18 protein-coding genes and 1 other RNA gene are annotated in these 21,251 nt (G+C 35.1%); 7 read left to right on the top strand and 12 right to left on the bottom strand.

Annotated features, from left to right (window positions below):
• The first annotated feature begins 98 nt into the window (after nucleotides 1-98).
• The 6 genes from PSU83_RS12355 (at nucleotide 99) to PSU83_RS12330 (ending at nucleotide 6,057) form a co-directional block, all read left to right on the top strand.
• A complete protein-coding gene (locus PSU83_RS12355) occupies nucleotides 99-878 on the top strand; it encodes a hypothetical protein (RefSeq protein ID WP_300589801.1) in 780 nt (259 codons plus the stop codon).
• A gap of 12 nt (nucleotides 879-890) precedes the next feature.
• Nucleotides 891-1,358: a hypothetical protein gene (locus PSU83_RS12350; RefSeq protein WP_300589800.1), complete on the top strand. Its 468-nt coding sequence runs from the start codon at nucleotides 891-893 to the stop codon at nucleotides 1,356-1,358.
• A gap of 46 nt (nucleotides 1,359-1,404) precedes the next feature.
• Nucleotides 1,405-3,222: an AAA family ATPase gene (locus PSU83_RS12345; RefSeq protein WP_300589799.1), complete on the top strand. Its 1,818-nt coding sequence runs from the start codon at nucleotides 1,405-1,407 to the stop codon at nucleotides 3,220-3,222.
• Nucleotides 3,223-4,572 carry a hypothetical protein gene (locus PSU83_RS12340; RefSeq protein WP_300589797.1) on the top strand — a complete coding sequence of 450 codons (1,350 nt, stop codon included), beginning with the start codon at nucleotides 3,223-3,225 and terminating at the stop codon, nucleotides 4,570-4,572.
• A gap of 109 nt (nucleotides 4,573-4,681) precedes the next feature.
• Nucleotides 4,682-5,653 carry an HNH endonuclease signature motif containing protein gene (locus PSU83_RS12335; RefSeq protein WP_300589796.1) on the top strand — a complete coding sequence of 324 codons (972 nt, stop codon included), beginning with the start codon at nucleotides 4,682-4,684 and terminating at the stop codon, nucleotides 5,651-5,653.
• Nucleotides 5,654-5,736: 83 nt separating this feature from the next.
• Nucleotides 5,737-6,057, top strand: a complete 321-nt coding sequence (locus PSU83_RS12330; protein ID WP_300589794.1) for a helix-turn-helix domain-containing protein — start codon at nucleotides 5,737-5,739, stop codon at nucleotides 6,055-6,057.
• 79 nt (nucleotides 6,058-6,136) lie between these two features.
• On the opposite strand, the gene ssrA is transcribed toward PSU83_RS12330, so the two are convergent.
• From ssrA to PSU83_RS12270, 12 genes are all read right to left on the bottom strand, one after another.
• Nucleotides 6,137-6,535, bottom strand: a transfer-messenger RNA (tmRNA) gene (ssrA, locus tag PSU83_RS12325).
• A gap of 323 nt (nucleotides 6,536-6,858) precedes the next feature.
• Nucleotides 6,859-7,098: a 4a-hydroxytetrahydrobiopterin dehydratase gene (locus PSU83_RS12320; RefSeq protein WP_300589793.1), complete on the bottom strand. Its 240-nt coding sequence runs from the start codon at nucleotides 7,096-7,098 to the stop codon at nucleotides 6,859-6,861.
• A gap of 6 nt (nucleotides 7,099-7,104) precedes the next feature.
• Nucleotides 7,105-7,869, bottom strand: coding sequence for an Asp/Glu racemase (locus PSU83_RS12315; protein ID WP_300589792.1), 765 nt, complete (start codon nucleotides 7,867-7,869; stop codon nucleotides 7,105-7,107).
• Between the two features lie 229 nt (nucleotides 7,870-8,098).
• A complete protein-coding gene (locus PSU83_RS12310) occupies nucleotides 8,099-9,010 on the bottom strand; it encodes a fumarylacetoacetate hydrolase family protein (protein WP_300589791.1) in 912 nt (303 codons plus the stop codon).
• A gap of 2 nt (nucleotides 9,011-9,012) precedes the next feature.
• Nucleotides 9,013-10,197 (bottom strand): retropepsin-like aspartic protease, encoded by a 1,185-nt coding sequence (locus PSU83_RS12305; protein WP_300589790.1) that lies wholly within the window; start codon nucleotides 10,195-10,197, stop codon nucleotides 9,013-9,015.
• 46 nt (nucleotides 10,198-10,243) lie between these two features.
• On the bottom strand, nucleotides 10,244-11,350 hold the full coding sequence (locus PSU83_RS12300; RefSeq protein WP_300589789.1) for a cupin domain-containing protein: 1,107 nt from the start codon (nucleotides 11,348-11,350) through the stop codon (nucleotides 10,244-10,246).
• Nucleotides 11,351-11,449: 99 nt separating this feature from the next.
• Nucleotides 11,450-12,433, bottom strand: coding sequence for a carbon-nitrogen hydrolase family protein (locus tag PSU83_RS12295; protein WP_300589788.1), 984 nt, complete (start codon nucleotides 12,431-12,433; stop codon nucleotides 11,450-11,452).
• A 69-nt stretch (nucleotides 12,434-12,502) separates the two neighbouring features.
• Nucleotides 12,503-12,925 (bottom strand): thioesterase family protein, encoded by a 423-nt coding sequence (locus PSU83_RS12290; protein ID WP_300589786.1) that lies wholly within the window; start codon nucleotides 12,923-12,925, stop codon nucleotides 12,503-12,505.
• Between the two features lie 209 nt (nucleotides 12,926-13,134).
• On the bottom strand, nucleotides 13,135-14,715 hold the full coding sequence (locus PSU83_RS12285; RefSeq protein ID WP_300589784.1) for an FMN-binding glutamate synthase family protein: 1,581 nt from the start codon (nucleotides 14,713-14,715) through the stop codon (nucleotides 13,135-13,137).
• 86 nt (nucleotides 14,716-14,801) lie between these two features.
• The gene (locus PSU83_RS12280; protein WP_300589783.1) at nucleotides 14,802-16,385 is read right to left on the bottom strand and encodes an AMP-binding protein; all 1,584 of its coding nucleotides are present in this window, start codon (nucleotides 16,383-16,385) and stop codon (nucleotides 14,802-14,804) included.
• Between the two features lie 66 nt (nucleotides 16,386-16,451).
• Nucleotides 16,452-18,743, bottom strand: coding sequence for an FAD-dependent monooxygenase (locus tag PSU83_RS12275; protein WP_300589782.1), 2,292 nt, complete (start codon nucleotides 18,741-18,743; stop codon nucleotides 16,452-16,454).
• Nucleotides 18,744-19,349, bottom strand: coding sequence for a flavin reductase family protein (locus PSU83_RS12270; protein ID WP_300589781.1), 606 nt, complete (start codon nucleotides 19,347-19,349; stop codon nucleotides 18,744-18,746).
• 134 nt (nucleotides 19,350-19,483) lie between these two features.
• Between PSU83_RS12270 and PSU83_RS12265 the strand changes: the two genes are divergently transcribed.
• Entirely contained in the window at nucleotides 19,484-21,226 is a 1,743-nt protein-coding gene (locus PSU83_RS12265) for a DUF885 domain-containing protein (protein WP_300589780.1), read from the top strand.
• Nucleotides 21,227-21,251: the final 25 nt, after the last annotated feature.

Raw genomic sequence — 21,251 nt, 5'->3', positions numbered from 1 at the left:
GACTAGTCCACAAAAATAATTTGATGTTATGATTTTACAAAAGAAGACATGTATTATTAAGAATTTTAAAAATAACTAGTTTGTATAAAATAAATGCAATGAAATATGACTACGACATAAATAAATTATTTGAATTTTTTAAATATTGGAAAGATTACACACATCCAACAGAATTTTATAATGAAGGATGGCTACTGAAATTAGTAGTATTATCTGTTACTGATCATGCTGCAAATAAAGTAGAATTGCGAGGGCATCCTCTATTTGTAGATCATGAAAGTAAGTTTTTTAGTGAGGGTTTATTATTTAGTCCATTTTTAGCTAAACCTGGCAAAAAGCAATTTGCTGAAAGTCATACTCATGCTGATGGCGTAATAGGAGATTTTAGTATTGGAAACGATAAAAGCAAAGGTTCTGTTCATTTAAAGGGAAACAAATTAAATGTTTTCGAGGCAAAGATTAATTCTGAATTTTCAAAAGATGTTACAAACGCATCATTTTATAATCAAGCAGCAAGATATATTGCTTGTATTACAGAAACAATTGATAAAGCAGAGAAATTAGAAGTTTTAAATGATTTGACGATTGGCTTTTTTTTACTTGTCCCTAAAGATCAATATAAAGCAAAAAAGAGTTTCGAAAAGTTTTTAGACAAGAAGCATATTTTTGAAACTGTTAAAAAGAGAGTTGATCAATATGTGAAAGAAGATGATTATAAGGAAAGAAAGGAATGGTTTGATAAAAAATTTAGTCCAGTACTAGAAAAAATAGATATTGAGCCTACTTTTTATGAAGATATAATTTCTGATTTAAAAGACTATGAGTTTCATTATGAAATTAATAAATTTTATGAATCGTGTCTTCAATATAATAAATAACCATAAAGATATATGACAAATTTTCAAAGAATTGGAAGTAGTAGTAATGTGGTTGCTGGTAGAAATTTTGAGAATGCTTCAAAGATTTATGTAGAAAAACAACTAGGTCGGACACTTACATTTGGTAAAAAAATTGAAATTGGAATTTCAGACATAAAAAAGTCTCACAAGTTTGATATCGGTGATGATGAAACAATTATTGAATGTAAGACTCACAAATGGACAACCGGCGACCATGTTCCGAGTGCTAAATTGACGGTTTGGAATGAAGCAATGTATTACTTCAGTTTGGTTTCTAACAGTTTTACAAAAATATTTATTATAGAAAAACATTTGAGTGAAAAGAGAAATAATACTTTAGGACTATATTACATTAAGACATACGGTCATTTAATTCCAGAGGATGTTGAAATTTGGGAATTTGATGAAACAAATAATAGCCATGACATAATTAATAGCAAGAGACAATCCGCTCTGTGAAGTCTTCTGAATTAGTACATATAAAAATAAAAAAAAGCGTTACCAAATGATAAATTATAAAGATTACGAAGAGGAAGTATTTAATTGGTTAATATCTAAAAATGCAAATGATTTTACATTTACTTTTTCATTACGCCAAAAAGGATCAAAAGGAGCTGAAACCGATTATTTTATTGGAACTGAAAAATCTAATTATTTCTCTACTACTTTTTGGTATTTGCCTGTAGCGTTTCCAGGATCTTCTGGAGACTGTATGGGCTTGGTGTTTGAATATACTAAAACAGGTTATCATTATTTTTTTGAATTTACACAGACAAAAAAACCACATGATAATCAAAATAAAGCAGCATTAGAATTGGTCCAAAAATTGCAGAATGTACTTGAAAAACCAATTGGTTTTCAAAGGCAACCAACTGCTGAAAATAAAATGTTTACTCTGAGAACTAAAACTATCAAAGATAGTTACCAGAATGTTGACGAAATGTTCGTAGATATTCAAAAAGATATGGAAATCATTTTTCCTATTGTTGATGAATCAATTAGTGTAATAAAGAAGGAATATCCCGATTTTAAAGCCAATCGATTGAGTGTTGAAGAGTTTGAAGTGATGATACAAAAATTTGATGCACGTATCAAGCGTTTCGAAAATAGTGATATTTCGCATTTAGAGGATGAAATAGAAAGCATTACTGAAACAAAAGACATTATTAATAACGGAATTTCTACAAGGTTTCCTCTCAACCAAATACTATACGGTCCGCCTGGAACAGGGAAAACCTATAATACTGTTTTAGAAGCTGCCAAAATAGTTACTGGAAATGAAAATATTAATTATGATGATGCCTTGCAAGTGTTTAATGCAAATTTAAACAATCAAATTGAGTTCATTACGTTCCATCAAAACTATAGCTACGAAGACTTTATTCAAGGTTTACGACCAGATACAGAAAACGGAAATGCATTAACTTTTGAAAAAAAAGATGGCGTTTTTAAACGTATTGCGGATAGAGCCTATCTTAATTTAAAAGCATCAGAAAATAATCAAATTGCAAAACAATCTTTCAAAGAGGTGTTGAATAACTACATCAAATCTTTTATAGAAGGAGAAGTTGATGAAATTGAAGTCAAAATGATTAAAATGAGTTATTTCTTTACTGATATTTCAGAAAAGAATATCTCTTTTAGAAAGAACAGTGGCGGAACAGGACATACATTAAGTTTGACTACACTTGCAAAAATGTATAATGAGGAAAGTACAGGAGAAATTCAAGGTTTATCATCTTACTACGAACCATTATTAAAATTATTATTAGAAAAAGGGAAAGCCAATCAAAATAGCAAAATAATAAAACAAAACTATGTTATCATCATTGACGAAATCAACAGAGCCAATATTTCAAGAGTTTTTGGGGAGTTAATTACGCTAATAGAAGAAGATAAACGGTCACATGGAAAAATACCAATGCGTGTAACATTGCCTTCAGGAGATTCGTTTATTGTGCCTTCTAACTTGTATATCATTGGCACAATGAATACAGCTGACAAATCAATTGCCTTATTGGATATTGCATTGCGAAGACGTTTTGAGTTTGTACCAATGTATCCAGATGTAACTATAGATGCTGTTAATGATAAAGAAATTTTATCCGCCATAAACAAAGCCATTTTAGACAGGAAAAACCACGATTTTACTATTGGACATGCCTACTTTATGGGTGATGATTATTCGAGAGTGAAAACCATTAATAATAAAGTGATTCCGCTTTTACTGGAGTATTTTATGAATGATGAAAAAGAGGTAAAAGTCATTTTGCAATCGGCACAACTTACAGTTGATGGTTGGCCATTAAAATTGATTTCTTAAATGATAAATCTCTTTGAATACCAAAATAAAGCAGCTTTCCCGGTAAAGCATTTCGATAACCTCGAAGTGTTTCTCGATGCTATTTGGAATAAAAGAGAAAAGTCATCCTACTACAACGAAGAAGAAAACCGCGAAGAAGTACAGCATTTTATTCAGTTTCTGCACAAAAACAAAGAACTGAAGTCAAATAAGTTTGTTGGAGTTATTCATTATGAAGACCAAACGATTAATTTATTGCCAAAAATATTTTATGATGGAACTGAACCTAATGAGAATGATATAAAAATCATCAATTCACATGTTTTGTGGTGGTTGAGTTATTGTAGAAAGTTGAAATTTCCCAACTACTTATCGGGATTAAACGCACAACAAGCTGACTTCTTTGAAATTTTAATTTATCTGTTTAGTAAATACACTAAGGAATTATTAAACTCTTCTGTGTATCAAAAATATGTTGAGGTAGAAAATGAATTGTCTTTTGTAAAAGGTAGAATGAATTTTAACGAATACATTAATCAAAACTTAGCAAGAGGTCGTAATCATAAAGTAAACTGCATTTACGATTCCTTTGAGATGGACAATCCTTTCAATCAGTGTATCAAATATGTGTCAAGAATGCTATTATCAGCTTCTAAAGACCAACAAAATAAGCGAAATTTAAACGATATATTATTTATTTTAGATGAAGTTTCAGATACTTATATTTCATCGGAAGATTGCAAAAAAATAGAATTCAATCCAATGCTTTCGGACTTTGAAACCGTTAGGGATTATTGTGTTTTATTTTTAGAAAATAGCGTTTCGTTTAATTATAAAAACGATTTGAAATTATTTGCATTCCTTTTACCTATGGAATATGTTTTTGAAGATTTTATCTTTGGTTTTATAGATAAAGAAATTGAAGTAGTGAAAGCAAAAAGTCAAATTCAAAAATATTTAGATATAGAAGAGCATTTTAAAATGAAACCTGATTTATTCTTAGAAATTGGAACAAAGAAATATATTGTTGACACGAAATACAAATTGGTTTATAATGATACCGTTGATAGTAAAAAAGGAATTTCTCAAAATGATTTATATCAAATGGTAGCTTATGCAATCCGTTTTGAAGTTACAGACATAAAGTTGTTTTATCCTAATACCGTTAAAGAAACAGCAACTACAGAATTGAAAACTATTACCATTGTTGATGAATTAGCAGATGAAAAGAAAATTACAATAAAAGCACATCAAGTTCCTATTTTAGATAAGGCAATTAGTATTGAGGATTTGAATAAAATGAAGTTATCGGATTGTTTTTTAAATTTGAAAGAAGAATTGAAAATGAGGTTAGAAGAAATATTAGTTTAAATATTGTTTATGATTTTCAACAGGTAAAATAATTTTGATGATTAGGCAGTGTTTTTGAAGAGTTTATTTATTCGCAATATAGTGCATAGTCATATTGAGCACCATTTTTATGAGAGAAGTTAACTGCACATACAAAGAAGAAATTTATTCTGTAAGAGATGATGGAAAAGTACTCCGACATTCGATTGCAGGCAGAAGAACTCGCCCAACAGATAATCAGTGGACTTTTGGCAAACTTAATGTAAAAAATGGCTATAATGAAATTGCAACAGTTCGAGTGCATCGAATTGTAGCAACTGCATTCCATGGAATTCCACCAACCAAAGAGCATGTTGTTGACCATATAGACACAAATAAACAGAATAATAGACCAGAGAATCTTAGATGGGTTACGAGACTTGAAAACATATTGCTTAATCCTATTACAACAAAACGAATTATAGCAGCGTGTGGAAGTGTTGAAGCATTTCTTGCTAACCCTTCAAAATTTAAAGCTGAGTTTCCAGAACCAAATTATAGTTGGATGTGCTCCGTTAGCATAGAGGAAGCGCAAATTAGTTTGCAAAGATTATTATCTTGGGCAAAGAGTGATAGTCTAAGGTGTGAAGGAACTTTAGGCAGTTGGATATTTAATCGACCCATACTAAAAAACCAGCAAACAGAAATAGTTCCAGAAATTTCAGATTTGATAATGGCGAAGAATTTGAATGCAGTTCAGCGAAATTGGCGCATACCCTCAGAATTTCCTTGTTGTCCTCAAGAATACGCTATTAATCCCATCAAAGCCTATGCTGACAATCTAAAAATTGGTTTGCTATTTTGCGTTAATAATGTTTATTCTTCATTGGTATCAAAGATCGCAATCTCTGAAGACCAGCAAGAGCTTTATATACTATCTGAATCTAAAGAAAGAGAAAATGCGATTAAGCCTTGGGCACTTGCAAAAATTACTTACGAGAATGAGATGTTTGTACATATGAACCTTGGTGTATTCTTTACTCGTGAAGGCGCAGAAAAACAATATTGTCTTGCACAAGGCCTTGAATGGTCTGGGGGTGATTCGATTGATGATTACTGCTAAAAGTATTAACTACAAAGATAGTACGCATAAAGAGACAAGGTCTAGAGCTTGGGTACAAAAAATTTAATTATAGACAATAATATATGGAAAACCCATTTGAAATTATTCTTCAAAAATTAGAAAATATTGAAAAGTCTTTAGAAGATTTAAAAAATAAAGGAATTGAAACTCCTTCAAATAAACTGGATATTTTTAATACAGAAGAAGTAGCAGATTATATCAGATTAACTGTTCCTACAATTTATGGTTTGGTCCATCGGAATAAAATACCGTATTGTAAAAAAGGTAAAAAATTATATTTTGTAAAATCGGATATTGATAAGTGGATATTAGAAGGTCGAAATAAAACAACTTCAGAACTAAATTTGTTGGCTGATAAATATCTTATGAAACATCGATTATAAATATATTAACAAAATTACTGTCAACCAGATTGTCAACTAAAAAAATAAAACCCTGTAAATTAGCTATTTACAGGGTTAAAAGTGGAGTCGGGGAGAATCGAACTCCCGTCCAAACAAGCAACTAAAGAGCTTTCTACACGCTTATTTTCTGATTGAGTTTTCGATATTATGAAAGGCCAGAAACAGCCACACAATACTTATCTTCTAATTTTTTCGTAACAGCCCCGAAGCTTCACTGTTCTTAGGTTTATTTTTACGATTCACCTGTACCGACCGCCACAAACCAAAGCTATCGAGGTGAATCCTGCTTTCCTACCTAGTAGGAGCGTGGCTAATCTTACTATAATTCAGATTATGCAGCAAGAGCGTAGTTTCCTTCGCCGTTTGTGTTTTTGTAAATTTGGATTTACGAGCAAAAAATACAATGCTCGACGTGCTTACAATTCAATTCGACTTGCTGTCAAAACCAGTCGACCCCAAAATTGTGTGACAAAAGTAGTGTAAAATTATACAGCTTGAAAATAAGTTTGCTTAGAATTTGCCTAATAAGTAATAAACAATAATAAAAATAATAATCATTGAGATGCAACCACCGCCAAGTTTTTTAGCCGTAAATCCTGCAATAAGAGTTTTGAATAATCCGTTCATGATGTTAGGTTTTTAAAGTTATTGAATTACAAATATTTAAAAATTAATCCAAATCAAGTTATCAAATTAAATACTAAAATTACATAATTATAAGATGTCTTGATCCTATTTAAGTACTTTGAAACCAATTATTCATTTAACGTTGTACTTTATTTACACTTGATAATTCGCTAGAATAAAATTAGCCAATTGATAGTCTAATTCCGTAATTGCATTCTTATCGTGACTGTATAAAGTTATTTCTAGCTGAAAAGCTTTGTGAATGGTACAATCTGGATGATGGTGGATTTCATCTGCATACTGCGCCACTTTCAATAAAAATTGCGCTAATTCAGTTTGAGATTTAAACTCAAAATTCTTTACTAGTTTCCCGTCGTTAATTTTCCATTCCATACTATATTAGTATTTTCCGTTTAATAATTCGCCGCCAATAGCTGACTTTGCTTCTATTCCCAATTTTTTCATCATTTCATAAGTAGTACAAACCGCTGCCGATGTTACCGGAATTCCGATTTCAGCCTGAATCAAATCGATAGCTTCTAAGGATGGCATTTGTACACATGCAGAAGCCACCAAAACATCGACTCCAGTCAAATCCAACCGCTTGTAAATCTCCAATAAATTCATCGGGTTCTGAGCGGCCACTTCTAAGTTATCCGGAATCTCCAACGCAATGCTATCCACAACTTCAAAACCTTGATGTTCGATATAATCCACAACCATATCTGTTAACGGACGCATATACGGAGTAATAAGGGCTACTTTTTTCGCTCCCAAAACTCGCAATCCATTGATCAAAGCGCCAGCCGAAGTGACGATTGGCGTCGGAAAATCATTCGCAATCGTTTCCTGATGCAAATTCACCTCAGAAACACAATGATACCCGCGTCCCATACTCATAATGGCCACCAAACACGCATAACCCATCACATCAACGTGCGCATCCGAAAGTTCCTGAGCACATTTCAAACTCATCGCATCCATAGCTTCAAGTTCTTCTTTGGTTACCTTTTTCATCCGCATTCGGCTGGAATGGAACGTAAATCTTTCGGGTAAAATAGTTTCTCTAGAACGAAAAATCGCTGGAATTTCTGTTTCCATAGTAACGTTTGACGAAGGTACAATTTGACCTATTCTGTATTTTTTATCTTGTGCTGACTTCATTTAAGTAGCTAAATTTAGTTTATTTTTTTTGGCGTTCCCCTTCGGGTCGGGCTTTCCGTTACAATCTTTTATTAGAATTTCCCTTCCGCTGCGCTACAGGGCAATCTTTTAACATTTCCCTTCCGCTGCGTTACAGGGCAATCTTTTAACATTTCCCTTCCGCTGCGCTACAGGGCAATCCTAAAAAAGGATTTTCACTGCAATCCCTAACGCGTACATTTCTTTAATTTTAAATCTCCTTAATCGTATTCACAATGGTTCCAATGCCTTCAACGGTAGCTTCCATAACATCGCCATCTAATAACCATTCTTGAGGATTTCGTCCGGCACCAACTCCGGCCGGAGTTCCGGTCGCAATAATATCGCCAGGTTCTAACGTGAAAACGGTACTCAAATCTTCAATCAAAGCATTGATATTGAACAAAAGGAATTGGGTATTGGAATTTTGTTTTTCAACACCGTTAACTTTTAGTGATAAATTCAGATTATGTGGATTTTCGATTTCGTCTTTGGTAACCAAAATTGGTCCCATTGGCGCAAACGTATCTTGTCCTTTCGAAACGATCCATTGTCCTTCACGACGGCAATCCCGCGCCGAAATATCATTGATCACGGTATAACCAAAAACATAATCCATAGCATCAGCATTCGGAACGTATTTTCCTTTTTTGCCAATAACAACAGCCAATTCTACTTCCCAATCCAATTGTGAAGTCAGTTTGGTGTTTTTAATTACTTCAGTATTTGTTGCTATTACTGTTGTTGGCGGTTTTGAAAAGATGATTGGTTTTTGAGGTAATTTTCCTGTGGTGTCTAAGGTACGGGCACTTTCAGCAACGTGTTCGGTGTAATTCAAACCAATACCAATAATGTTTTTTCGCGGTTTCGGAACAGGAGCAAGGAAGATTATTTCGTCCATCGCATAAGCGATTTCATCAAAAAATACCGGTTCGGTTTGGGCAATCATGTCGGTTAATTCTTCAACCAATTCAAATCCCATATCAATTAATTCCAACATGGTGGTTGGCAGCGGAAAATTGGATATTTCACCAAAATCTTCCATATCAATAACCTGATTATTGTGGATAAATCCTAAGCGTTGCTCGTCGCTTTCTAATGTTTTATAGGTAAGTAGTTTCATCGCTATTGTTTTTCAATTTTTAGGGTTTTTATTTTGTTTTCTTTGGTTTTAATTTCTAGAGTATAGCTAAGTTTTTTTTGCCCTTCTCTTTTCAAACTTAAAATGTCACAAAAATTTAGTTCACTTATTTTTTGGGCATCCATACTTATTATTTCATCACCAAAATGCATCTCTTTTGCCAAATTTTCATCCCAAACTAATCCGATTATAAATTTATTGTCTAAAACGGTTGGTACATATTTCGGAATAGTATTTTCTAGCGTAATAGCTCCATTTGTTTCAAAATACGCCTGTTTGTTTTTGAAGTCAAGGATTAAATCGGAATAATTTAAAAAATCGATACCAATTCTCGAATTAGTATCATCAGTAGTATTGATGACTAAATTTTTGATGGTAGCATTATTTAATATCCCTTTTTCAACAGTGAATAAATGTTGTAACGTTGGTTTTGTAGTGCCAAAAAGTCCAACACTGTTTATTCCTTCTGATTTGCCCAAAATTTCAAAAATTTTATGTTCTTCAAAAATAGTAAAGGCTCTATTTGACATTTCATAATAGCCATCCATTCCGGTATCAATCAAAACCATGTCAGTGCCTTTTTCTTTGTTTGTTCCAACAAAATCGAACTCGATAAAAGGGGCCTTTTGGCTTCCAAATAATTTAATTTTTGAGGGTTTTACTTTTGGATTTATATTTTTAATGTTATCTGATAAAGTAATTTTTTTTTCAGACAAACTAATTTTAATAACAGAATTCCGCAATAAATTACTTCCGATAAATCCATCAATTTTAAAACAACCCAATAAGTTGTGGTTTTCTAAATCATAAATCAAAGCTGCCTGATTTTCAAAGCGTAAACTTCCAATTTCTAATTTTGGAATTTGAACAGCTTGCATGGTTTGATTGAGATTGTTAGCGTCATTGACATTTAAAGTTTTTGTTTTTTCTAAATTCAAGTCATCAAAAACCTTTTTTGAAATTACGTTAGGTGCTCCAGTATCTAATAAAAATTGATATTTTTTTCCGTTAATCACAACGGGTAAAACTATTTTATCGTAGACTAATTCAAAGTTAATTTCCTCAAAATATTTTTTCTCATTTATAGTGCCAATATCAAAATTCACCTCTTGCGAGAAGATAGTCGTGGTAATTAATACTATAAAATAGGATAAAAATTTAGTTTTCATTTTAGGCTTACAAGATGTTTTTTTTTAATAATTGATTGGGTTTTATCTAGGGTACTTGATGTCCATCATTGTCTTCTAATTCTCGTGATTGATATAATCCTAGCTTTTCAATTACGGGCAAATCATTGAATGAAAACAAACACGCATCTTCTGTATCCGAAGCATTGTGATGTTCATGCCAAGCCCAAGACGGAACACAAAAAATATCACGCTCCTTCCAGTCAAAACGTTGACCGTTGATTATAGAATATCCTTTTCCTTTCGCGCATTGGTGCACAAAAGAACCAGTATGTTTGTGTGCTTTGCCTTTGAATCCTGCCGGAAGCAATTGCATCGATGCGCCCATAGTTTGCATTACATGTCCACCCGTTAACGGATTGGAATAGTGCATCAAAATGCCATCAATAGGATTTACTTCGTTTACTTTTAAAGCTTCTGTCAAAGCAGGATAAACGGTTTTCCAGGAATATTTGAATAGAGGAGAATACGGTTTGTCCCAAACTTTATCTGCTGGAATCAATCCGGCACAACCATAAGTAATCGGAGAAAAATTGACTTCGTTTACCAAAGCTTGTTTTCCGTCATAAACCGCATAATCATTCGCTTCCAAAGCATTTACTAACGGAATGTCCAAACCATCTTGCCAAATACAGGTTTTACCATTCGCATCAACGCCGTGTTCATGCCAAGCGGAATTTGGTGTAATCACAAAATCATTAACTTCAAACGTAATCTTATTGCCATCCACGACAGTGTAACCGCCTTCGCCTTCCATAATAAAACGCAATGCCGAAGCCTTGTGTCGGTGCGCCGAAGTGCTTTCGCCCGGACGCGTAACCTGAATTCCGGTGTACAACCAGCCCACAGCTGCCGAAACGTCTTTTCGTTTGTCGTTTACCAAATAAACAACTCTTCGTCCTGCTTGTTCTGGTGTTACCAATTCGGATGATTTTAAAACTAAATCACGAAGGTTTTCATATTTCCAAAGCATTGGAACAGAGGAACTTCTCGGTTCCCATGGTTCAATATCGTTGGCAACGGTCCATAATGCACCAGCGCCTAAGGTTTCTAATTCTTTATAATACGCTTCGAGTTCTGGTGTGTCTTGAACTCTTGCGCGTCCTATAACATCGTCTGAATGTTTTGCTTCCATGATTTTAATTTTTCTTTGTGTTGCTCTGTGCTTCTGTGCGGAACTCTGTGTTATGGTTATATCACAAAGATTCGCAGAGCACCATGAGATTCGCAGAGTTTAAGATCGTTTATTAAACTCTTCGTGATTATCTATGAATGTAATTTTCCTTGTTGGAGCTGTATTCACTCTCAAATCAAAAATATCAAATCTATTGTAATGCCCCAAAATATCGTGCATTTGTTTGGGCTGAATGCATTTTTGCAAATCGATATCAGCGTAAACAATTCCTTCATCATCAATTAAAGGTTGGCCGACAACTGCGCCATTTGGGCCAATGATTCCAGAGAAAGCAGAGTTTTTTCGCGTTAGCAATTCTTCCACATTTGGAACATCAGGTTTCAAAGCCTCCATTATTTCTTTTGAGATTGTTGAACACGAAACTATCGTAAACAATTTTCCTTCAAATGAATGTGCGGCTGCTCGAATCTTAATCGCTTCCGCCATATCATAATCGGGCGGCGCAACGGGTAGTGAAATGTAATTGGCAATATGAATCAATTCGCCTTGCGATAATAAAGTAAAACGCGCCAAAGTATTCGTATTTTCACCACAAGCTAAAGTACCGATTGGACCAATTTCAGTGTTGTAAACTTTCAAAGATGAACCGTCGCCACTTGTCCAGGTTAGTTTTTCTGCCCATGTTGGAACTAGTTTTCGGTGTTTTCCAATTAGTTTTCCGTTGTTGTCAATGATTAGATTGGTGTTGTAAATTTCGCCATAACTAGCGCCACGTTCGTTGATTCCGATAACGATATGACAATTATGGTCTTTAGCTGCCTGAAATAAAGGTTGCATTTCAACATCATCCACTTTTACAGCTGATTTGTATAATTGTTCGTACCATTTGCTTCCTTGAATTGGAGTCATAATCCAGTTCCAATAAGGATATCCTGCGACGAAAACTTCTGGAAAAGCTACTAAATTGGCTCCGTTTGATGTTGCTTCTTTTACAAAGGAAATAGCTTTATCAATCGTTTTTTCTACGTTTAGAAAAACGGGTGAGGTTTGTATGGCTGCGGCTTTGAATTTTGGGAATGTCATAGTTTTATAATTTATAGCACACGGATAAAATGGATTTTACTGATATATACGGATTTTTTAATTCGTAATTTATAATTTATAATTCGTGATTTTTTCTTTCATATCGTCATTAAACGGTTCGGCTTTGATAGTATTTCTGTCTTCGGTGATTGCCACGTTTACTAAGGTTACTTCGCCTTCCAAGCACGTTTTTCCTTGTTCATCTTCAAAACGGAATCCGCAATTTACGGAAGATCCGCCAAGATGGATTACCCAAAGTTTTTTGGTTAGGATTTCTCCTAAACGCGCTGCTTTTTTGAATTGCACTTTCAAATCTACGGTTGGAATTCCATTCGTTTCGTGGATTTTTGAAAAAGGGCGGTCTAAAGCTTCTTCAAACCAATCTTCAACTAAATCGTTTAGCATTTCTAAGAATCTTGGATAGAAAACGATTCCGGCATAGTCCACATGCTTAAATCGAATTTTTTCTTGTTTTGTAAAGTAGTTGTTCATTTATTATGTTTTTAAACACAGATTGCACAAATTATCACCGATTTTAAATTATTACTTTCGTTACCTGATAGTTTAGCCCCGATAGTAGTGGAAATCCTTTTTATTGCTTTAAATAAATACCTTTCTCCCGAGAATTCGGGATGCACTCAAGGTAACAAAGCACTAAAAAGATTGCAACGAATAGCGGGAAATTGCTCCTGAAATAAACGCTAAAATTTTTCTGCAGCTGCCTTCCTCCAAAAGTACAAAAAATCTAGTGGAACAGTTCCTTCATTTAGTAAACAGCCTTTTTCTAGTTTTGGGTAAATTTCGTAGAACGTTTTGACATGTGTTCTGTCAATTCTGGTACTTACAACGGTTCGGTCCACCTCATCGGGATGCAATATGCCTGCCGAAGCCATCAAATCCATGGCACTTTTTACGGTTTCTTTTTGGAAACGGGCTACACGAATACTTTTTTGTTCAGGAACCAATCCTTTCATCAGTGTTGGATCTTGCGTGGCAACGCCGGTTGGACAAGTATTGGCGTGACATTCCAATGCTTGAATGCAACCCAAAGCGAACATCATTCCGCGAGCCGAATTGCATAAATCGGCACCAATCGAAAGATTTTTAATAATATCGAAACCGGTAATTATTTTGCCGCTGCATATAATTTTGATCTGGTCTTTGATTCCGAAACCGTTGAGTGCATCGTAAACAAAAGCTAAAGCTTCGCGTAATGGCATTCCAACGTGGTCTGAATATTCTTGTGGTGCCGCTCCAGTTCCACCTTCGCCACCATCAACAGTAATAAAATCTAAATACGTTTTGGTTGCTACCATCGCTTTACAAATGGATAAGAATTCCGATTTGTTCCCGATACAGATTTTCATACCGATTGGTTTTCCGCCAGAACCTTTTCGGAGTAATGTTATGAAATCCATTAACTCTAGAGGCGTTGAAAAGGCCGAATGCGTTGGTGGTGAAACAATGTCGTGACCTTTGGAAACTAAACGTATTGCTGCAATTTCATCGGTTACTTTCTCTTTTGGTAAAATGCCGCCGTGACCTGGTTTTGCTCCTTGCGAGAACTTAATTTCAATCATTTTTACGTTATCTAAAGTAGCTCTTTCTACAAATTTTGGATAAGAAAATCTTCCCTCTTCATCTCGACAACTGAAATATCCAGTTCCGATATTCCAAACCACATCGCCACCTTGTAAGTGATAAGGCGACAATCCACCTTCACCGGTATTATGGTAAAATTTGCCCATTTTAGCACCTTCATTTAACGCGATAATAGCATTTTTACTCAAGGAGCCAAAACTCATGGCGCTGATGTTAAATAAACTGGCATCATAAGGTTGCTCGCATTGAGAAGAACCAATTCTAACACGCGGATTGTCGTTTACATTCGAAAATGAAATGGCTCTGATGCTGTGGTTTATCCATTCATAACCTTCATCATAAACATTTAATTGCGTCCCGAACGGCATGGTGTCATTTTCTTTTTTACTTCTTTGATAGACCAGACTGCGTTGCAAGCGGTTAAAAGGTTTTCCTTCCAAATCAGTTTCTACAAAATACTGCCGCATTTCAGGACCAACACCTTCTAGTAAATATCGCATTCTTCCCAATAATGGAAAGTTTCTGCGAATGCTTTTTTTAGATTGGAACATATCGTAGAATCCCATTAATAGTAACGGAATAAAAATCAATAATAAAAAGGTGAATTTTATATTCACATACATCAATAAACCAATGATGGCGATTGAAGTTATGGCAACTAGGACGAATGCTTTTCTCATTTTTTTTTAATTAACTGTAAAGTTCGCTACGATTTCAGCAAAGTTTTCATAAGTTTTATTCGCAATACAGGCTCTATTCTCAATTCTTATTTAAGTTTAAAACGCTGTATTTTTCCAGTTTCGGTTTTTGGTAATGTTGCTGCAAAATAAATTACTCTCGGATATTTATAGGGCGCCGCTACTTCTTTGAACCAGTGTTGAATATGATTCTTCATATTGTCAGTCGCTTTATGTTTTTCTTTCAAAACAATATGCGCGCAAACCAGCATTCCACGTTCTTCATCGGGCAAACCGACTACCGCACATTCCAAAATATCTTCGTGAGTTAAAAGTACGCTTTCTACTTCAATTGCTGCGATATTATATCCTGAAGAAATGATCATATCATCGCCCCGAGCCACAAACCAAAAATGTCCATCTGCATCTTGACGGAAAATATCTCCAGTAAGATTCCACCCATTTTCAACGTATTCTTTCTGTTTGTCAATTCGGTTGAGATATTTGCATCCTGTGATTCCGCGAACCGCCAATCTTCCGGGTTCATTGGTTGCGATTTCATTTCCATTGGTATCGATAATCTTAGCTTCATAGCCTGTAATTGCAACGCCTGTCGCGCCAGGTTTCATGTTGTCTTCATTGGATGATATGAAAATATGCAGCATTTCGGTAGCGCCAATTCCGTCGATAATTTTTAATCCAGTGGCATCATACCAATCTTGCCAAACCTTTAATGGTAAGGTTTCTCCAGCCGAAACACATTTACGCAAGCTGGAAATATTGAAATTATCTAATTTTGAAGTGATCACCCGCCAAGCTGTTGGTGCAGTAAAACAAATGGTAATTTTATATTCTTGAATGGCTTGCAACAGCATTTCGGGTGTTGGTTTTTCAATTAAAAAAGTAGCTGCACCGAAATACATTGGGAACAAAACCAATCCACCAAGACCAAAAGTAAAACCCAGTGGTGGACTTCCTGTAAAAATATCGTTTGGTGTTGGTTGTAGTGAATATCTTGGAAACGCTTCGCAAATGTTTAAAATATCTTTGTGATAATGCGAAGTCATTTTTGGCAAACCTGTTGTTCCAGAGGTGAATCCGATTAAGGCTATGCTGTCTGATTTCGAGTGATAATTAGCGAATGTCTTTGGTTTAGATTGCATCAGATTTTCCAGCTCATCAAAGAAAGAAGTTCGTTTCAGAAAATTGGATTTAACCAAATTCATCTCGTCATGCAAAGTCTTGTCGCACAAGGCATGTGAAATTTCGGCGCAATCAATTATTGTTGTTAATTCTTTTGAACGAAGTAATGGCATTGTGGCAACAACGATTCCGCCAGCTTTTAAAACAGCAAACCAACACGCTACCATCATCGGGTTATTTGCAGAACGAATTAGTACACGATTTCCAGATTGCAATCCTAAATCATCAATTAAAACATGCGCAATTTGATTTGATTTTTCATATAAATCTTGATACGTCCAAGTTTCGTCAAAAGTTCGAATGCACGGATTAGTTCCGCAACCTTCTTTGATGTGATTGTCCAATAATTTGTCCACACAATTCAGTATTTCTGGATGTTGAAACTGCGGTAAATCCGTGAAAACGTAATCTGGCTGCAAGTCTAGACTTGGTAAATTATCGTGAGCGAAATTGTCGGTGTAATGTTTCATACTATTTTATTTCTCGCGAAGACGCGAAGGCGCAAAGTTTTATGTTAAATTTTTTATTTTTTAATATTACTTTTTGTTGCTCTTCGGTTTCAAGGCTTTTTTCATTCCTTCAGTCTGTTTTCTTTCAGAAGCCTTTAGCGGATACAGATGTGAACTTCCCATTTTGTATTGATTCGGAATATCAGTTGCTTCAAACTGTTCATACGCTTGAGCGTTTCTAACAAAATTAGCATCGGCTAATAATGGTCTGCCAAGTGCCACCAAATCTGCTTTTCCGTTTAGTATGATAGTATTGATTTGGTCTATGTCTTGGATGTAACCCGCTATGATTGTTGGAACATGAGCTGTATTTCGAACCAAATCAGAGAATGGAGTTTGCCACATTCTTCCCGTTTGTGGTTTTTGATTGGCAACAGTATTTCCTGTTGAAACATTGATGATATCGGCTCCAGCGTTTTTGAAAGCTTTTGCAATAGTTACAACATCATCTTCTGAAATTCCGTTTTCATCCCAATCAGTAGCGGAAATTCGAACCGACATTGGTTTATTTTTCGGAAATACTTTGCGCATTTCGTTGAAGACTTGTATTGGAAATTTTAATCGATTTTCTATGCTTCCGCCAAATTCGTCTGTTCTGATATTCGTCAATGGTGATAAGAAAGAAGCTAATAAGAATCCGTGATGCGCTTGTAATTCGATTAAGTCAAATCCGGCTTCGTCTGCATTTTTTGTAGCTTGGATAAATTGAGTTGTAACCAAATCCATATCAGTTATAGTCATAGCTCTTGGAGAAGCAAAACTATCGTTAAACGCTATGGAAGATGCTGAAGTCAATTCCCATGGATTTTGAATCGGTTCCGTTTCCCAAGGTTTTTTAGCAGCGCCTTTTCGACCCGAATGACCTAATTGAATTCCAATTTTTGTTTGGGTATTTTGATGGATAAATTCTGTAATCGATTTCCATTTAACTACTTGTTCCTGAGTGTATATTCCGGCACAACCTAAAGTGATACGACCCGTTGCTGAAACGGCTGTCATTTCGGCAATAATCAATCCAACGCCGCCAGTGGCGCGACTTCCATAATGCACCAAATGCCAGTCATTAACCAAACCATCTACAGCCGAATATTGTCCCATGGCAGCCATAACAATTCGGTTAAGCAAAGTCATTTCGCGCAAAGAAAATGGAGTAAAAGCAGCGGGCACTAATTCATTTTTGTTAGTGTTATTGACATTGAATTCACTTAAAACTTTATCGGTAAAGGATTTGTCGCGCAGACGTAGGTTTTCAAAAGTTACTTTTTTGGATCGCGTCATGCATCCAAAAGCAAACTGATAAAATGGATGCTGGTTGTTTCTATCCATATTTTCAAACCAATCTAACGAAACTAGTGCTGCATGCTGAATCATTTCGACTGTATTTCTCCGTGTTTTGTCATATTGCTCAAAAGCCGCTAGAACATTGTTTGGATTTGCAAGTATAGCATCGGACAAACCAATAGCTGAGTCCATGGCTAATTTAGTTCCCGAACCTATAGAGTAGTGGGCTGTAGCTTTGGCATCGCCTAAAAGAACGATGTTGTTATGAAACCATTTTTCATTAGTAACGTGCGGAAATTGACGCCAATGCGATTTGTTGGAAATTAATCCGTGACCGTCCAATTCGTCTTTGAATATTTCAGCTATTTTAGTGATTGTATCGTGTTCATTGGTAACTTCAAAACCCTGTTTTATCCAAGTTTCATCACTACATTCAAAAATCCAGGTGCTCATGCCTTCTTCGTACTGGTAGGAATGGGCCACGATAACTCCATGCGGCGTTGTTCTAAAGAAATAGGTAAAAGCATCTAAAGGTTTGGTTGAGCCTAACCAGACAAAACGATTCTTTTTTAGTGAAACTTTTGTACCAAAATCGGTTGCGAATTGTGTTCTGATAGCGCTTCCAATTCCGTCACAGGCCACAATAATATCAGCATCCTTAAACTGATTTAAGTCGTCTACATTTTGTTCGAAATGAAGATTTACACCTTCTTCGGCACAACGTTGCTGCAATAATTCTAACAATTTTTTTCGAGAGCAGCCGCAGAATCCGTTTCCGGCGATGTTTACTGTTTGTCCGTCACGGGCGATAATGATATCGTCCCAATAGGCAAAATTACTTCTGATTAACTCATAGGATTTTAAATCTCTAGAAAGAAATTCACCCAAGGTTTCATCTGAAAACACGACTCCGAATCCGAAACTGTCATCCGGTTTGTTGCGTTCATATACATCAATTTGGCAATTGGGCATTGCTTTTTTTGTTAGTATTGAAAAGTACAATCCGCCTGGACCACCACCTATAACTGCTATTTTCATTTAATTTCTTTTTACAGAGAAGAGCTCTCCGATTTTTGCATAATTAGAACCTGCCAATCTTGAAACGGGTTTGTATTGGTCCAAATTTATTTTGTGATTCTCCAGAAGAACTTCGTCGCTGAAGTGCATCATTACAATCCGACCAATCAATACACAAGCTCCACCATTCTTATGATTTTCTAAAAAATAATGATGAACGAGTTCGCATTCGAAATGTATTGGACTTTCCTTCACACGCATTGGTTTTATCTTTTCGGATGGAATTGGAGTAACGCCAGCCAATTCAAATTCGTCAACATCAGCATGAACCGATTGGGCTGTGGTATTCATTTGTTCGGTTAGTTCTTCCGTAACCATATTAACCACAAATTGTTTGTTTGCCAAAATATTATTCAGTGTATCTTTATTGGTATTGTTGCCTCTACCTGTCGAAAACATCACATGTGGTGGATCATCACCAACCGCATTAAAGTAAGAGAAAGGAGCAAGGTTATTGATGCCGTTTTCACTGATAGTTGAAACCCAGGCTATAGGTCTTGGTATAATTGCACCAGTCAGGAGTTTATAAACCGCCGAGTATTCTAGTTCGTTGGGGTCGAATTGCATTGCTATAATTTATTCCGTTGCACTGTATACTGTTTGTCTGTGCCTCGGGTGTTTGTTTGTATACAAATTAACGAAAAAAAGAGCAATTAGTATACTGGAATTTTTAACTATATTTGGGTTCTAAAATTTAAAATATGAAAAAAGCAAGTCTATTACTAATCCTTGTACTACTTAGTTTTTCTTGTAAAAAGGAACCTAAAGATCCTCAAGTCTTCAACAGCCAATTTGACAATTATAAAAATAATTTTGTTGAAAAATTATGGAAAGTATATCCAGATTGGGCAACAAATCAAGGATTTCATAAATATGATTCGGTTATCAAAGTACCAAATGCGGACTATAGAAAAGAGCAAGTCGCTTTTGCAGAAAGTAATTTGGATTCGCTTAAAACATATGCAATAGAACAACTTTCGGATAATAATGTGACCGATTATTATATGATTAAAAACTTTTTGGAAGGAGCAGTTTATTCGGTTAATGAATTAAAATCGTACGAATGGGATCCGTCATCTTATAACGTTTGTGGTTCTTTTGCAGAGATTTTAAATGGAAATTATGATTCATTAGAAAACCGACTTAAGAGTTTCAATCTTAAGATGGATAATGTTCCCGCTTTTTATGAAGCGGCTAAAGCGAATGTGAAAAATCCAACGATAGAACATACGCAATTAGCAATCGACCAAAATAGTGGTGGCGCATCCGTTTTTACAGTTGATTTAGTAAAGTTCGTTGGAGAAAGTAAATTATCGGATACCGAAAAGAAAGCTATTTTAGAAAAATCAAAAAAGACCGTTGTTGCCATTACTGATTATGTGGATTGGTTGAAAAAACTGGATAATAAAACGCCGCGCTCTTTTAGATTAGGTAAAGAGTTGTTTGATAAGAAGTTTAAATACGAGATTCAATCCGGTTACACTCCAGACGAAATTTATAAAAAAGCAGTTGATCATAAAACGGAATTGCATGCGAAAATGTTTGAATTGGCTGATAAATTATGGCCGAAATACTGTGCTACTGAAATTAAACCAACAGATAAATTGAAGGTAATAAAAATGGTAATTGATAAAATTTCATTACAACACACTACACCAGAAAAATTTCAATCGGAAATAGAAAAGCAGATTCCGGAATTGGTGGCTTATGTAAAAGCTAAAGAGTTGTTGTATATCGATCCGTCAAAACCTTTGGTTGTTCGTAAAGAGCCGGATTATATGGCTGGAGTTGCTGGAGCCTCAATTTCGTCGCCTGGGCCATATGATAAAAATGCGAATACCTATTATAATGTTGGAAGTATGTCGGGTTGGGATGCAGCGCGTTCAGAAAGTTATTTAAGAGAGTACAACGATTATATTCTTCAAATTTTGAACATTCACGAAGCGGTTCCGGGACATTACACGCAATTGGTTTACAGTAATCAGGCGCCAAGTATTATCAAATCTATTTTTGGTAATGGCGCTATGATTGAAGGTTGGGCGGTTTATACGGAACGAATGATGTTGGAAAGCGGTTATAAAAACTCAGATGAAATGTGGTTGATGTACTATAAATGGAATCTAAGAGCTACGTATAATACTATTTTAGATTATAGCATCCATACCAAAAATATGAGTAAGGAAACAGCAATTAGTTTAATGATCAATGAAGCCTTTCAGCAACAAGCTGAAGCTGATGGCAAATGGAAGCGCGCCACTTTATCTCAAGTGCAGTTGTGTTCTTATTTTACAGGTTATACTGAAATTTATGAATTTAGAGAAGCGCTAAAAAAAGAGCAAGGAGATAAATTTAACTTAAAAAAGTTTCATGAAGAATTTCTAAGTTATGGAAGCGCTCCTGTTAAGTATATAAAAGAGTTGATGACGAAAAAGAAAGCAAAATAAAATCAAACAAAAAGCCTACTAGAAA

Origin of the sequence: Flavobacterium sp., from assembly GCF_029945805.1 — a bacterium.
GTDB lineage: Bacteria > Bacteroidota > Bacteroidia > Flavobacteriales > Flavobacteriaceae > Flavobacterium.
This window is presented reverse-complemented; position numbering and strand designations above follow the sequence as displayed.